This is a genomic window from Blastococcus sp. SYSU DS0617 (assembly GCF_054051075.1).
The window spans coordinates 49,472-64,150 of record NZ_JBJHAO010000007.1 but is presented as its reverse complement, the minus strand read 5'-3'; the positions used below and the strand labels follow the sequence as shown (position 1 = coordinate 64,150).

The 14,679-nt window shown below is 72.7% G+C and carries 11 protein-coding genes; all 11 read left to right on the top strand.

Features of this window, described 5'->3' with window-relative positions; genetic code table 11:
* Nucleotides 1-3 precede the first annotated feature (3 nt).
* Entirely contained in the window at nt 4-1,332 is a 1,329-nt protein-coding gene (gene nuoF, locus ACI793_RS09905) for an NADH-quinone oxidoreductase subunit NuoF (RefSeq protein WP_456606205.1), read from the top strand.
* Entirely contained in the window at nt 1,329-3,857 is a 2,529-nt protein-coding gene (locus tag ACI793_RS09900) for an NADH-quinone oxidoreductase subunit G (RefSeq protein ID WP_456606204.1), read from the top strand. Before nuoF ends, ACI793_RS09900 begins: the two co-directional genes overlap by 4 nt.
* Entirely contained in the window at nt 3,857-5,323 is a 1,467-nt protein-coding gene (gene nuoH / locus ACI793_RS09895) for an NADH-quinone oxidoreductase subunit NuoH (RefSeq protein WP_456606203.1), read from the top strand. Before ACI793_RS09900 ends, nuoH begins: the two co-directional genes overlap by 1 nt.
* Nucleotides 5,316-5,954 (top strand): NADH-quinone oxidoreductase subunit NuoI, encoded by a 639-nt coding sequence (gene nuoI, locus ACI793_RS09890; RefSeq protein ID WP_456606202.1) that lies wholly within the window; start codon nt 5,316-5,318, stop codon nt 5,952-5,954. The genes nuoH and nuoI overlap by 8 nt, the downstream gene beginning before the upstream one ends.
* Nucleotides 5,951-6,778 (top strand): NADH-quinone oxidoreductase subunit J, encoded by an 828-nt coding sequence (locus ACI793_RS09885; RefSeq protein WP_456606201.1) that lies wholly within the window; start codon nt 5,951-5,953, stop codon nt 6,776-6,778. Before nuoI ends, ACI793_RS09885 begins: the two co-directional genes overlap by 4 nt.
* A gap of 73 nt (nt 6,779-6,851) precedes the next feature.
* A complete protein-coding gene (gene nuoK / locus ACI793_RS09880; protein ID WP_311343724.1) occupies nt 6,852-7,151 on the top strand; it encodes an NADH-quinone oxidoreductase subunit NuoK in 300 nt (99 codons plus the stop codon).
* Nucleotides 7,152-7,171: 20 nt separating this feature from the next.
* Nucleotides 7,172-9,079 (top strand): NADH-quinone oxidoreductase subunit L, encoded by a 1,908-nt coding sequence (gene nuoL / locus ACI793_RS09875; RefSeq protein WP_456606200.1) that lies wholly within the window; start codon nt 7,172-7,174, stop codon nt 9,077-9,079.
* Between the two features lie 45 nt (nt 9,080-9,124).
* Nucleotides 9,125-10,756 (top strand): NADH-quinone oxidoreductase subunit M, encoded by a 1,632-nt coding sequence (locus ACI793_RS09870; protein WP_456606199.1) that lies wholly within the window; start codon nt 9,125-9,127, stop codon nt 10,754-10,756.
* Complete coding sequence (gene nuoN, locus ACI793_RS09865; protein ID WP_456606198.1) at nt 10,753-12,297, top strand: NADH-quinone oxidoreductase subunit NuoN; 1,545 nt, start codon at nt 10,753-10,755, stop codon at nt 12,295-12,297. Before ACI793_RS09870 ends, nuoN begins: the two co-directional genes overlap by 4 nt.
* Nucleotides 12,297-13,352: a polyprenyl synthetase family protein gene (locus tag ACI793_RS09860; RefSeq protein WP_456606197.1), complete on the top strand. Its 1,056-nt coding sequence runs from the start codon at nt 12,297-12,299 to the stop codon at nt 13,350-13,352. Before nuoN ends, ACI793_RS09860 begins: the two co-directional genes overlap by 1 nt.
* Before the next feature lie 112 nt (nt 13,353-13,464).
* Nucleotides 13,465-14,568: a PQQ-dependent sugar dehydrogenase gene (locus ACI793_RS09855; protein WP_456606196.1), complete on the top strand. Its 1,104-nt coding sequence runs from the start codon at nt 13,465-13,467 to the stop codon at nt 14,566-14,568.
* Nucleotides 14,569-14,679: the final 111 nt, after the last annotated feature.

Sequence of the window (14,679 nt, the reverse complement as noted above, 5' to 3'; positions counted from 1 at the left end):
CCGATGCCGCTCACTCCCGTGCTCACCACCCGCTGGGGCGCCGACCGGTCCTGGCGGCTGTCGACCTACGAATCGATGGAGGGCTACGCCGCGCTGCGGACGGCGCTGTCGATGACCCCCGACGAGCTGGTCACGATGGTCAAGGACTCCGGCCTGCGCGGTCGTGGCGGCGCCGGCTTCCCGACCGGCATGAAGTGGAGCTTCATCCCGCAGCCCAAGCCCGGCGAGACCCCGAGCGGTCCGGCGGCCATGCCCAAGTACCTGGTCGTCAACGCCGACGAGGGGGAGCCGGGCACCTGCAAGGACCTGCCGCTGATGATGGCCGACCCGCACTCGCTGATCGAGGGCGTGATCATCTCGGCCTACGCGATCCGGTCGAAGTTCGCCGTCATCTACGTCCGCGGCGAGGCCGTGCACGCCCACCGCCGGCTGGTGGCCGCCGTCGAGGAGGCGTACGCGGCCGGCTACCTCGGCAGCGACATCCTGGGCTCGGGCTACGAGCTCGACCTCGTCGTGCACGCCGGCGCCGGCGCCTACATCTGCGGCGAGGAGACGGCGCTGCTCGACTCCCTCGAGGGCTACCGGGGCCAGCCCCGGCTCAAGCCGCCGTTCCCCGCGGTCGCCGGCCTGTACGGCGCCCCGACGGTCATCAACAACGTCGAGACGCTGGCCAGCGTGCCGTTCGTCGTCCGCGGCGGGGCCGAGTGGTTCAAGGCGTTCGGTCCGGAGAAGTCACCCGGGCCGAAGATCTACTCGTTGTCGGGCCGCGTCGTCCGCCCCGGGCAGTACGAGGCCCCGATGGGGACGACGATGCGCGAGCTGCTGGAGATGGCCGGCGGCGTCCGCCCGGGCCACGAGCTGAAGTTCTGGACGCCGGGTGGATCGTCGACGCCGTACTTCACCGCCGAGCACCTCGACGTCCCGCTGGACTTCGACTCGGTGGCAGCGGCCGGCTCCATGCTCGGCACCACCGCGCTCATGGTGTTCGACGAGACCGACTCCATCGTCGAGGCCACCCTGCGGTTCACCGAGTTCTACGCGCACGAGAGCTGCGGAAAGTGCACGCCGTGCCGGGAGGGCACCTACTGGCTGGTGCAGATCCTCGAGCGGATCGCGCACGGCCGGGGCACCGCGCAGGACCTGGACATCCTCATCGACACCTGCGACAACATCCTGGGCCGGTCCTTCTGCGCCCTCGGTGACGGAGCGACGAGCTGCATCACCAGCTCGCTGAAGTACTTCAAGGACGACTACGTCGCCCTGCTGCCCCCGGAGGAGCAGGCCCGGCTGGGTCGCAGCCTCCGCCTCGAGCCGGTCGGAGCCGCGTCATGAGCCTGACGAACCCCACCCCGGCGCCCGCGGTCCCGCCCGGCGCCCCCGGGCCGCACACCCCGCCGGACGCCGTCCACTGCACGATCGACGGCTTCGACGTCGCCGTCCCCAAGGACACCCTGATCATCCGCGCCGCCGAGCAGGTGGGCGTCTTCATCCCGCGGTTCTGCGACCACCCGCTGCTCGAGCCCGTCGGCGCCTGCCGGCAGTGCCTGGTCGAGGTCGAGGGCCAGCGCAAGCCGGTGGCCTCCTGCACCATGCCGGTCACCGAGGGCATGGCGGTGCGCACCCAGCTCTCCAGCCCGGTGGCCGACAAGGCGCAGCAGGGCACGATGGAGCTGCTGCTGATCAACCACCCGCTGGACTGCCCGACCTGCGACAAGGGCGGCGAGTGCCCGTTGCAGAACCAGGCGATGGGTCACGGGCGGACCGAGAGCCGGTTCGTCGACGAGAAGCGGACCTACCCCAAGCCGCTGGCGATCAGCACGGAGATCCTGCTCGACCGCGAGCGCTGCGTGCTCTGCGCCCGCTGCACGCGGTTCTCCCAGCAGGTGGCCGGCGACCCGTTCATCGAGCTGTTCGAGCGCGGGGCGCTGGAGCAGGTGGCGATCTACGAGGACGAGCCGTTCGAGTCCTACTTCTCGGGCAACACCACCCAGATCTGCCCGGTGGGCGCCCTGACGAGCACCCAGTACCGGTTCCGCGCACGCCCCTTCGACCTGCGCAGCGAGGACAGCGTCTGCGAGCACTGCGCGTCGGGCTGCTCGATGCGCACCGACTACCGGCGCGGCAAGGTCACCCGGCGCCAGGCCGGTGACGACCCGGCGGTCAACGAGGAGTGGACCTGCGACAAGGGCCGCTACGCGTTCCGCTACGTCACCTCCAACGAGCGGCTCACCACCCCGCTGGTCCGCGGTGCCGACGGCACGCTGCAGCCGGCGTCCTGGCCGGAGGCCTGGGCCGCGGCCGCCGCCGGGCTGGCCGCCGCGCGCGAGGCGGGCGGCGTCGGGGTGCTGCCCGGCGGACGGCTGACCGTCGAGGACGCCTACGCCTACGCCAAGTTCGCCCGCGTGGCGCTGGGGAGCAACGACGTCGACGCCCGCGCCCGCGCGCACTCCGCGGAGGAGATGGCCTTCCTGGCCGGCACGGTGGCCGGCACCGGCCCCGACCGGGGCGGGGTCACCTACGACGAGCTGGGTGCCGCTCCCGTCGTCCTGCTCGCCGGGTTCGAGCCGGAGGAGGAGTCGCCGATCGTCTTCCTGCGGCTGCGCCGGGCGGTGCGCACCGCGAAGACCCAGGTCTACGACCTCGCGCCCTTCCCGACGCGGGCCGCGCAGAAGTTGCAGGCCACGGTGCTGACCACGCTGCCCGGCGCGGAGGCCCGGTCGCTGCAGGCGCTGGCTGCCGGCACCTGGGGCGGCCCGGCGGTGGAGGCGCTGCGGACGCCGGGCGCCGTCGTCCTCGCGGGGGAGCGGCTGGCCGAGGTGCCCGGCGCGTTCACCGCGCTGCTCGAACTGGCGGAGGCCACCGGCGCCCGCATCGCCTGGGTGCCCCGCCGCGCCGGCGAGCGTGGCGCGCTGGAGGCCGGCGCGCTGCCCGGTCTGCTGCCCGGCGGACGCGCGGTCGCCGACCCGGACGCCCGCGCCGAAGTGGCCGCGCGCTGGGGGATCGATGCCGCCGCCATCCCGCCGGGACCGGGGATGGACACCACCGGCATCCTCGCCGCGGTGCGCGACCGGCGGCTGGCCGGGCTGCTCGTCGGCGGGGTCGACCCCGCCGACCTGCCCGACCCCGTCCTGGCCGAGAACGCGCTGGCGGAGGCCCGCTTCGTCGTCAGCCTGGAGATGTTCCCGACGGCGGTCACCGAGTGGGCCGACGTCGTGCTGCCGGTCGCCGCCGCCTCGGAGAAGGCCGGCAGCTACCTCGACTGGGAGGGCCGGGTGCGGTCCTTCGACGCCACGCTGCACGACACCGGCAGGCTGAGCGACGCCCGGGTGCTGCACGGCCTGGCCGACCTCATGGACGTCGACCTGCGGCTGCCGACGCCCGAGGCGGCGCGGGCGGAGCTCGCCGCGCTGGGCACCGCGCGGTCGGCCGGCATCGCCGGCCCGGACGTCGAGGCCGCCGGCGCGCCGTCGCTGCGCGCCGACGAGGCGCTGCTGGCCTCCTGGCGCCAGCTGCTCGACGTCGGCACGCTGCAGCGGGACGAGCCGGAGCTCTCCGGCACGGCCCGCCGGCCGGTCGTCCGGCTCGGCGCGGAGGCCGCCACCCGCCTCGGCGTCGCCGACGGCGAGCTGGTGACCGTCACCGGGCCGGCCGGCTCGGTGACCCTCCCGCTGCTCGTCACCCCGATGCCCGACCACGTGGTCTGGCTGCCGATGCGCTCCCCGGGCAGCGAGGTGCGCACGCACCTGGGCGCCGGACCAGGCGCCGTCGTCCGCATCGCCGCGGCGGCCAGCACCGTGTCCCCGCCCACCGGGGCCACGACGATGTCCTCTCCCACCCCGGCGGGAGGTGTGGCGTGATGCTGCTGGCCAGCCCGGAGCAGCCGACCCTCGAGGACTTCGGCAACGACGTCTGGTGGATCGTGCTCATCAAGGTGCTGGGCGTCTTCGTGATCCTGGTCCTGCTGACGCTGTTCGCCATCGTCTTCGAGCGCAAGGTCGTCGCCCGCATGCAGCAGCGGATCGGCCCCAACCGGGTCGGCCCGCGCGGCTACCTGCAGAGCCTGGCCGACGGGCTGAAGCTGGCGTTCAAGGAAGACATCATGCCGGCGCTGGCCGACAAGCCCGTCTACTTCCTGGCGCCGGTGATCGCGACGGTCCCGGCCTTCGTGGCGTTCTCGGTCATCCCGATGGGCCCGGCGGTGAGCATCTTCGGCGAGGTGACGCCGCTGCAGCTGACCGATGCCCCGATCGGTGTGCTCGTGGTCCTCGCCTCCTCGGCGATGGGCATCTACGGCATCGTGCTCGGCGGCTGGGCCTCCGGCTCGACCTACCCGCTGCTGGGCAGCATGCGCAGCGCGGCGCAGATGATCAGCTACGAGATCGCGATGGGACTCTCCATCGTCGCGGTCTTCCTCTACGCGGGGTCGATGTCGACCTCGGAGATCGTCGCCGCCCAGGCCGAGGGCAACGAGGTCTCCTTCTTCGGCTGGGAGTTCACCGGTCCCAGCTGGTTCGCCGTCCTGCTGCCGGTCTCCTTCGTCATCTACGCCATCGCGGTGGTCGGCGAGACCAACCGGGCACCCTTCGACCTCCCCGAGGCCGAGAGCGAGCTGGTCGGTGGCTTCCACACCGAGTACTCGTCGCTGAAGTTCGCGCTGTTCTTCCTGGCCGAGTACATCAACATGGTCACCGTCTCCGCGCTGGCCGCCACCCTGTTCCTCGGCGGCTGGCGGGCGCCGTGGCCGCTCTCCATCTGGGACGGCGCCAACTCGGGCTGGTGGCCGATGCTGTGGTTCTTCGGCAAGGTCGTCGTCGCCCTGTTCTTCTTCATCTGGCTGCGCGGCACCCTGCCGCGGCTCCGGTACGACCAGTTCATGCGGTTCGGCTGGAAGGTGCTCGTCCCCGTCGCCCTCGTGTGGATCCTCGTCGTCGCCACGATGCGGACCGTCTCCCAGGAGACCGACCTCTCCACCGGCGAGGTCGCGCTCTTCGTCGGGGTCCCGGTCGCGCTCCTGGTCCTGCTGGCCATGGCGCTGGGGGGCCGGGCGGCCAACCGCGAGACCCGCGTCGCCGCGGAGCACGCCGCCGCCGGCGGGGTGCACACCGTCTCCGACGAGCCGGAGGTGCTCCCGCCCGCGGGAGGGCAGCGCCGTCCCACCGGCGGGCCCAGCCGCGCCGAGGGCGGCTTCCCGGTCCCGCCGATGGACCTCACGGTGCCGCCGTCGCCCCGGCTGCGGCACCAGCCCGCCGACGAAGGCGGCGCCGTCGTGGCCACCGGCCGCCGCGGCACCACCACTGTCGAGGAGGACAACCCCGATGTCTGAGAACCGGTCCGAGCGCACCCCCGCGACCCGCGGCGGCGGTGAGGTGGCCCGGCCCTCGACCGGTCACCTGGCCAAGCGCACGGTCCGCGACAGCCTGATCCCCGCCCCGCTCCAGGGCTTCGGGGTGACCTTCGCCCAGATCTTCCGCAAGGTGACCACCGAGCAGTACCCGTTCGAACCCAAGGTGACCAAGCCGCGGTACCACGGCCGGCACGTGCTCAACCGCCATCCCGACGGGCTGGAGAAGTGCGTGGGCTGCGAGCTGTGCGCCTGGGCCTGCCCGGCCGACGCCATCTACGTCGAGGGCGGCGACAACACCGAGGAGGCCCGCTACTCCCCGGGCGAGCGGTACGGCGCGGTCTACCAGATCAACTACCTGCGCTGCATCTTCTGCGGGCTGTGCATCGAGGCCTGCCCGACGCGGTCGCTGACGATGAGCAACGACTTCGAGCTCGCCGACGACAACCGGCAGGACCTGATCTACACCAAGGAGCAGCTCATGGCGCCGCTGCTGCCCGGCATGGAGCAGCCGCCGCACCCCATGCGGCTGGGCGACGACGAGAAGGACTACTACCTGCGGGAGCCGCAGGCCGGTTCGGCGGCCGAGCCGGTCGTGGGGGAGAAGGCGTGAACGACGTCGTGATCGGCACCGGGGAGACGGTCGCCTTCTGGGTGCTCGGCCCGGTCGCCCTGGCCGGGGCGCTGGGCATGGTGTTCAGCCGCAACGCGGTCCACTCGGCGCTCTGGCTGGTCACCACGATGCTGTCGCTGGGCGTCTTCTACGTCATCCAGTCCGCACCGTTCCTGGGCGCCGCGCAGATCATCGTCTACACCGGCGCGATCATGATCCTGTTCCTCTTCGTGCTCATGCTGGTGGGCCGCGACTCGTCCGACTCCGTCGTCGAGGCGCTGCGCGGTCAGCGGGTGGCCGCGGCGGTCCTGGGCATCGGCTTCGCCGGGCTGGTCGGCGCCGGCATCGCCCGCGCGACCGAGGGCATGGTGGTGCGCGGCCTGGGCGACGACGGGGGCAGCGACAACGTCACCGCGATCGCCGAGCTGCTCTACACCCGCTACCTGCTCGCCTTCGAGATCACCGGGGCCCTGCTGATCGTCGCGGCGGTCGGGGCGCTCGTGTACACCCAGATGGAGCGCGAGCCCGGCACCCGGCGCGGCCAGAAGGAGCTCTCCCGCGCCCGGTTCCTCACCGGCCGGCCGCAGACCCTGCCCGGCCCCGGCGTGTACGCCCGCGCCAACTCCGTCGCCGCCCCGGGGCTGCTGCCCGACGGGCGCACCTCGACCGACAGTTACGCCACGGGCATCGAGCCCGGCGAGGTGGAGCAGGTGCCCCGTCCCACCGGCCGGGAGCAGCTCGGCTCGCCCGACGCCGCACTGGGCACGCTGGACCCGGCGCCCAGCGACATCCCCGGCGGCCGGGAAGGTGGTCAGCACAGGTGAGCGAGCGTGCGAGCGGACCCACGGACACAGCACGCGGGGGCATGAGCCCGACGAGCGCCGGCGAGGAGGACTCATGACCCCGACCTACTACCTGGTGCTCGCGGCGATCCTGTTCACCATCGGCGCCGTGGGCGTCCTGGTGCGGCGCAACGCCATCGTCGTGTTCATGTGCGTCGAGCTGATGCTCAACGCGGTCAACCTGACGCTGATCACCTTCGCCCGCACCACCGGCACCATCGACGGCCAGATCATCGCGCTGTTCGTGATGGTCGTCGCGGCGGCCGAGGTCGTCATCGGCCTAGCCATCATCATGTCGATCTACCGGACCCGGCGGTCCGCCTCGGTCGACGACGCCAACCTCCTCAAGTACTGACGCGCGGGACGGGGACATCTGTGTCTGAGGCACTGCCCGCCGAGGGTCTGCTCGGCTGGTCCTGGCTGCTCATCGCGCTGCCCCTGGCGGGCGCTGCGGTGCTGCTGCTGGGCGGCCGGCGCACCGACCGCTGGGGCCACCTGCTGGGGACGGCGACGGTGGTGGGCGCTTTCCTGCTGGCGGTGCTCTGCGCCGTCCAGCTGACCGGCGTCGAGGAACGGTCGGTCGACGTCGACCTGTTCACCTTCATCTCCACCGGCGATCTCGACGTCCGTGCCGGGCTGCTCTACGACCCGCTGTCGGCGATGTTCGCGCTGCTGATCACCGGCGTCGGCTCGCTGATCCACGTCTACTCGATCGGCTACATGGCGCACGACCCCGGGCGCCGCCGGTTCTTCGCCTACCTGAACCTCTTCGTCGCGGCGATGCTGCTGCTGGTCCTGGGCAACAGCTTCGTGGCGCTCTACGTCGGCTGGGAGGGCGTCGGTCTGGCGTCCTACCTGCTCATCGCCTTCTGGTACACCCGCCCGGCGGCTGCGACGGCGGCCAAGAAGGCCTTCATCATGAACCGGGTCGGGGACGTCGGCCTGGCCCTGGCGATCTTCATCATGTTCGCCCAGCTCGGGACGACGTCCTACGCAGGCGTCTTCGGTGCGGTGGGCACGCTGGCCGGCGGGACGATCACCGCCATCGGGCTCCTGCTGCTGCTGGGCGCCTGCGGGAAGTCGGGCCAGTTCCCGCTGCAGGCGTGGCTGCCCGACGCCATGGAGGGGCCGACCCCGGTCTCGGCGCTCATCCACGCGGCCACGATGGTCACCGCCGGCGTCTACCTGATCGCCCGCTCGGCCCCGATCTACGACCTCACCGAGACCGCGCGCGCCGTCGTCCTCGCCGTCGGGGCGATCACGCTGCTCATCGGCGCCATCGCCGGCTGCGCCTTCGACGACATCAAGAAGGTGCTGGCGTACTCCACGGTCAGCCAGATCGGCTACATGTTCCTGGCCGTCGGCCTCGGCCCCGCCGGCTACGTCGCCGGCCTGGCGCACCTGCTCACCCACGGCTTCTTCAAGGCCGGCCTGTTCCTCGGCGCCGGATCGGTCATGCACGCGATGGACGACCAGGTGGACATGCGCCGCTTCGGCGGGCTCTGGAAGAAGCTGCCGATCACCTTCGCCACCTTCGGGCTGGGCTACCTGGCGCTCATCGGGTTCCCGTTCCTGTCCGGCTACTTCACCAAGGACGCGATCATCGAGGCCGCGCTGGACCGCGACGACGTCTGGGGCTGGGTCCTCGGGGGCGTGGCCGTGCTCGGTGCCGGCCTCACCGCCTTCTACATGACCCGGCTGATGCTCATGACCTTCTTCGGCCGGGCCCGCTGGCGGGAGGGGATCCACCCGCACGAGTCCCCGTCGGTGATGACCGCGCCGATGATCGTGCTGGCGCTGGGCTCCGTCGGCGCCGGGTTCCTCCTGGTCGAGGCCTTCCCGCTGTCGGACTGGCTGGAGCCGGTGTTCGGCGAGCCGGAGGAGGCGGCCCACGTGGTCGCGCCGGCGACGGTCGGCCTCGTGGTGACCGTCGTGATGCTCCTCGGCGTGCTGGCGGCCTGGCTGTTCGTCGGCCGCCGCGAGGTCCCGACCGAGGCCCCGGTGCGGGTCTCGCCGGTCACGCGGGCGGCCCGCAACGCCCTCTACGCGGACACGGTCAACGAGTCGCTGGTCATGCGCCCCGGTCAGTGGCTCACCCGCGCCCTGGTGTGGGTGGACAACCGCGGCGTGGACGGCGCGGTCAACGGGCTGGCCGCCGGTCTCGGGGGCTCCTCCTCGCGGCTGGGTCGGACGCAGACCGGGTTCGTGCGCACCTACGCGCTCGGCATGCTCGGCGGTGCGGTGCTGGTGGCCGGTGCGCTGCTGGCGGTGACGTCGGGATGAGCGGACGGCGCAGTTTCCCCAGGACGAACGGAGAGGTTGTAGGACGTGGCTGACTTCCCGTTCCTCGTGGCGATGATCGCCGTGCCGGCGATCGGTGCGGCGGCGGTCGCTGCCCTCCCCAAGGGTCGCGAGCTGATCGCCAAGCAGCTGGCCCTGGGCGTGAGCCTGGTCGTGCTGGTGCTGGCCGTCCTGGCCGCGATCGCCTTCGACACCGGCGGCGAGCGGTTCCAGCTGACGACGTCGGTGGCCTGGATCCCCGACTTCGGCGTCGACTTCGCCCTGGGCGTCGACGGCATCGCGCTGGTGATGCTGCTGCTCATCGGCCTGCTGGTGCCGCTGGTCATCGGCGCCTCCTGGGAGGACCGTGCACCCGGCTCCGAGGAGGCGCCGGCCGGCTCCCCGGGGCGCTCGATGCGGTTCTTCTTCGCCTGGCTGCTGCTGCTCGAGGCGTTCATGGTCGGCGTCTTCGCCGCCACCGACGTCTTCCTCTTCTACGTCTTCTTCGAGGCGATGCTCGTCCCGATGTACTTCCTGATCGGCAGCTTCGGCGGGCCGCGACGGCAGTACGCCGCGGTGAAGTTCTTCCTCTACAGCCTCGTCGGCGGGCTGATCATGCTGGCGTCGGTCATCGGGCTGTACGTGGTGAGCAACAGCCAGCTCGGGGAGGGCACCTTCGCCTTCGACGCGCTGCGCGAGCTCGAGATCGACCCCGGCGTGCAGAAGCTGCTGTTCCTGGGCTTCTTCGTCGCCTTCGCCATCAAGGCGCCGCTGGTCCCGCTGCACACCTGGCTGCCCGACAGCGCCGCCGAGGCGCCGATCGGCGGAGCGGTGCTGCTGGTCGGCGTCCTGGACAAGGTGGGCACCTTCGGGTTCCTGCGCTACTGCCTGCCGCTGTTCCCCGACGCGTCGCGGTACTTCGCGCCGCTGGTGCTCGTCCTGGCCGTGGTCGGCGTCCTGTACGCCGCCCTGCTGGCCATGGGGCAGAGCGACATGAAGCGGCTCGTGGCCTACACGTCGATCTCGCACTTCGGCTTCATCGCGCTGGGCATCTTCGCGTTCACCACCGAGGCGGCCACCGGCGCGGTGCTCTACATGGTCAACCACGGCATCGCGACCGGCCTGCTGTTCCTCGTCGTCGGCATGCTGATCGCCCGCGGCGGCTCCCGCCAGATCGGCGACTACGGCGGCGTCGCGGCCCAGGCGCCGAAGCTGGCGGCGGTCTTCCTCGTCGCGGGCCTGGCCTCGCTGGCGCTGCCGGGTACCAACAGCTTCGTCAGCGAGTTCCTCGTGCTGATCGGCTCGTTCCCCGAGCGGCCGGTGCACACGATCCTGGCCACCGTCGGCATCATCCTGGCCGCGCTCTACATCCTGCTGATGTACCAGCGCACGATGCACGGCCCGGCACGCGGCGTGGTCGCACCCATGGACGGCGTCGCGTCCGGGACCGCAGGTGAGCCGGCGCCGGCAGGTGAGCACCGCGGGTCGGGCGCCACCGCCGTCCTGACCGCGCCGACCGTCGCGGCCGTGCGGTTCCGTGACCTGAGCCGGCGGGAGATCGCCGTCGTGGCGCCGCTGGTGGTGCTGGTCGTGGTGCTCGGCGTCCAACCCCAGCTGCTGCTGGACATCATCGAGCCGGCGGTCGTCGCGACCCTGGACGACCTCGGAGGGACCCGATGATCGAGGCCCCTGACCTCTCGTGGGCGGCGCTGGCGCCGCTGCTGATCGTCTTCGGCGCCGCCTGCATCGGTGTGCTGGTCGAGGGGTTCGTGCCCCGCGACGTGCGGCACCGCGTCCAGGTCGCCGTCGCCCTGCTGGGCACCGCCGGTGGCTTCGCCGCCACGCTGCTGGTGGCCGCCCTGCGCGATCCGGAGATCACCGCCGGCGGCGCGCTCGCCGTCGACGACGCCGGCCTGTTCCTGCAGGCGACGGTCACCGGGCTCGCCGTCCTCGCCGTGCTGCTGTTCGCCGAGCGCGGCTTGGACCCGGCCCGGTCGGCCTTCGTGGCCTCGGTCGCCGTGCCGGCCGGCAGCCCGCGCGACCGCGACCAGCTCACGGCCACCCGGGTGCAGACCGAGGTCTACCCGCTGGCCACCTTCGCCGTCGGCGGCATGATGGTCTTCGTCACCGCGAACGACCTGCTGGTCATGTTCGTCGCCCTCGAGGTGCTCAGCCTCCCGCTGTACCTGATCAGCGGGCTGGCCCGGCGCCGCCGGCTGCTGTCGCAGGAGGCGGCGGTCAAGTACTTCCTCCTGGGCGCGTTCGCCTCGGCGTTCTTCCTGTACGGGCTCGCGCTGGTCTACGGCGCCACCGGCACCATCCGGCTCGGCGAGATCCGCGAGGCCACCGCCGAGGGCGGCAGCGACGTACTGCTCGTGCTCGGGCTGGCGCTGCTCGTGGTCGGCCTGCTGTTCAAGGCCAGCGTCGCGCCGTTCCACAGCTGGACGCCCGACGTCTACCAGGGCGCCCCGACCCCGGTCACCGCCTTCATGGCCGCCTGCACCAAGGTGGCGGCCTTCGGCGCGATCCTCCGGCTGCTCTACGTCGGGTTCGGCGCCGAGGAGTGGACCTGGCGGCCGCTGATCTACGGGGTGGCGATCGTGTCGATGGTCGTCGGCGCCGTCCTCGGCCTCACCCAGACCGACCTCAAGCGCATGCTCGCCTACTCCTCGATCGCGCACGCCGGCTTCCTGCTCACCGGCGTGCTGGGGCTGGGCGCGGGCGGGGACGGGTCCGGCCTGGCGGCCACGATGTTCTACCTGGTCACCTACGGGCTCACCACGCTCGGCGCCTTCGCCGTCCTCACGCTGGTGCGCGACGGCGACGGCGAGGCCGGGCACCTGTCGCAGTGGGCCGGGCTGGCGTCGCGGTCCCCGCTGACCGCCGCGGTCATGGGCCTGTTCCTGCTCGCGCTGGCCGGGATCCCGCTCACCGCGGGGTTCACCGGCAAGTTCGCGGTGTTCCGCGCCGCCGTCGAGGAGGGCGCCTGGCCGCTGGTGCTGGTGGCGGTGCTGGCCAGCGCGGTCGCGGCGTTCTTCTACCTGCGGGTCATCGTGCTCATGTACTTCTCGCCGCCCGCGGCGGACGGGCCGACGGTGGGCGTGCCCGGCATCCCGACGACGGTCGTCCTCGCCGTCACGGCCAGCGCCACGCTGGCGCTGGGCATCCTGCCCGGGGCGGTGCTGGACCTGGCCGAGCAGGCGGCTACATTCGGCCGTTGATGACCGGAGCCCGTGCCGCAGCCGACGGCACCCCCACCGAGGTCTGGCACCGGATCTCCACGCCGGCCTCCACCATGGGCCCCTGGCTGCCCGAGGGCACCCTGGGCGATGCCCTGGCCGCAGGGCTGGCCCGGGTCGAGGCGGCGCTGGCGGAGTCGGTCGGGAGCGAGCACCCGTTCGTGCGCGAGGCGGCCGGCCACCTCATGGCGGCCGGCGGCAAGCGGTTCCGGCCGATGCTGGCGCTGCTCGCCGCGCAGCTGGGCGATCCGGACCGGCCCGAGGTCACCTCCGCGGCGGTGGTCTGCGAGCTCACCCACCTGGCGACGCTGTACCACGACGACGTCATGGACGAGGCCTCCGTGCGCCGCGGTGCCCCCAGCGCCAACAGCCGCTGGACCAACAGCATCGCGATCCTCACCGGCGACCTCCTGTTCGCCCGGGCCTCCGACCTGCTGGCCGACCTCGGTCCCGAGGCCGTCCGCATCCAGGCGCGCACGTTCGAGCGGCTGGTCACCGGCCAGATCCGCGAGACGGTGGGCGCCCAGCCCGGGGACGACCCGGTCGGTCACTACCTCGAGGTGCTGGCGGACAAGACCGGGTCGCTGGTCGCCACCTCCGCCCGGTTCGGCGCCTCCTTCGCCGGAGCCGACGACGACCTGGTCGAGGCGCTCACCGCCTTCGGCGAGGAGGTCGGGGTGGCCTTCCAGCTCTCCGACGACCTCATCGACATCGTCAGCGTCGCCGGCGCCTCGGGGAAGTCGCCCGGGACCGATCTGCGCGAGGGCATCGCCACCCTCCCCGTGCTGTTCGCGCTGGCCGGGAACGATCCGGCGGAGGCACGGCTGCGCGAGCTCGTCGCCGCGCCGGTCACCGACGACGCCGAGCACGCCGAGGCGCTGCGGCTGCTGCGCGCGTCCCGCTCGCTGGAACGGGCCACCGATGTGCTCCGCGAGTACGCCGACCGGGCCCGGGCGCGGCTGTCCGCCGTGCCCGCGGGGGACGTCCGCGACGCGCTGTCGGCGCTGTGCGACTACGTGGTGACGCGTACCAGCTGAGGCGACGGGGAACCACGGGGTGATGAGGACCCCACTCGCCTGCCTGCTGGCGCTGTCCCTCCCCCTCGCCGCCTGCTCCGCCTCGTCGACGGCGGAGGAGGAGGCAGGGTCCGTGTCGACGCCCCCCACGACCTCGGCGCCCACCGGTGCTCCGTCGCTGGCGGTCGAGGTGGTGGCCGACGGGCTCGACCATCCCTGGGACGTCGCGCAGGCCGCGGACGGCACGCTGCTGCTCGACGAGCGCGCGGGCGGCTTCACCGCGGTGCTGCCGGACGGCACCGTGCAGGAGGTGGCGGCGGACTTCGGCGACCTGTTCGCCGTGGGGGAGACCGGCCTGATGGGCCTGGCGCTGGACCCCGCCTTCGCCGAGAACCGGCGGTTCTACACCTGCCAGGGCGTCACGGACGGCGGCGATGCCTCGATCGAGGTGATCGCCTGGGCCGTGGACGACGAATGGTCGGCCGCCGACCGGGTGCAGGACCCGCTCATCGGCGGCATCCCGGTCAACGAGGACATCGGGCGGCACGGCGGCTGCCGGCTGGAGTTCGCACCCGACGGGGCGCTGCTCGTGGGCACCGGGGACAACGCCGTGGGCACCTTCCCGCAGGACCTCGGCTCGCTGGCCGGCAAGGTGCTGCGGGCCGATCCCGCGACGGGGGAGGCGTTGCCGGACAACCCGTTCGCCGCGCCGGACGACGGGGCTGCCGACCTGATCTACACCTACGGGCACCGCAACGTGCAGGGTCTGGCCGTCCGGCCGGGCACCGATCAGGTGTACTCGGTCGAGCACGGCCCCGACCGGAACGACGAGGTCAACCTGCTGCAGCCCGGTGGAAACTACGGCTGGGACCCGGTGGGCGACGGGGCGTACGACGAGAGCGTCCCGATGACCGACCCGGAGATCGAGGGTGCGGTGCCGGCGGTCTGGGACTCCGGCGCCCCGCCCATCGCGCCGAGCGACGGCACCTTCCTCGACGGCGACCAGTGGGCCGACTACGACGGACTGCTCCTGCTGGGCGCGCTGCGCGGCCAGCATGTGCTGGCGCTCCGCCTGGACGCGTCCGGCACGCTCACCGAGCAGTTCCGGCTGCCGGAGCTGGACGGCGACTACGGGCGCATCCGCACCGTGGAGCAGGGCACCGACGGCGCGCTCTACGTGACCACCGACAACGGCGGCGGCTCCGACCAGCTACTGCGGGTGACGCCTCGCGCCTGACGTCGCCCGGGCCGGTGGTGCCGTGCGCGAGCACCTGTCGTGGGGGTGCGGCGGGCCGCCATCTCCTGGGTGCTGGAGTCGATCGCCCGCGCGGGGGGCGGGCACCCATCC

What these genes read in the sequence shown, in the direction of transcription:
- nuoF (WP_456606205.1), top strand. Translation starts at nt 4, where the DNA reads ATGCCGCTCACTCCCGTGCTCACCACCCGCTGGGGCGCCGACCGGTCC.
- ACI793_RS09900 (WP_456606204.1), top strand. Translation starts at nt 1,329, where the DNA reads ATGAGCCTGACGAACCCCACCCCGGCGCCCGCGGTCCCGCCCGGCGCC.
- nuoH (WP_456606203.1), top strand. Translation starts at nt 3,857, where the DNA reads ATGCTGCTGGCCAGCCCGGAGCAGCCGACCCTCGAGGACTTCGGCAAC.
- nuoI (WP_456606202.1), top strand. Translation starts at nt 5,316, where the DNA reads ATGTCTGAGAACCGGTCCGAGCGCACCCCCGCGACCCGCGGCGGCGGT.
- nuoK (WP_311343724.1), top strand. Translation starts at nt 6,852, where the DNA reads ATGACCCCGACCTACTACCTGGTGCTCGCGGCGATCCTGTTCACCATC.
- nuoN (WP_456606198.1), top strand. Translation starts at nt 10,753, where the DNA reads ATGATCGAGGCCCCTGACCTCTCGTGGGCGGCGCTGGCGCCGCTGCTG.
- ACI793_RS09860 (WP_456606197.1), top strand. Translation starts at nt 12,297, where the DNA reads ATGACCGGAGCCCGTGCCGCAGCCGACGGCACCCCCACCGAGGTCTGG.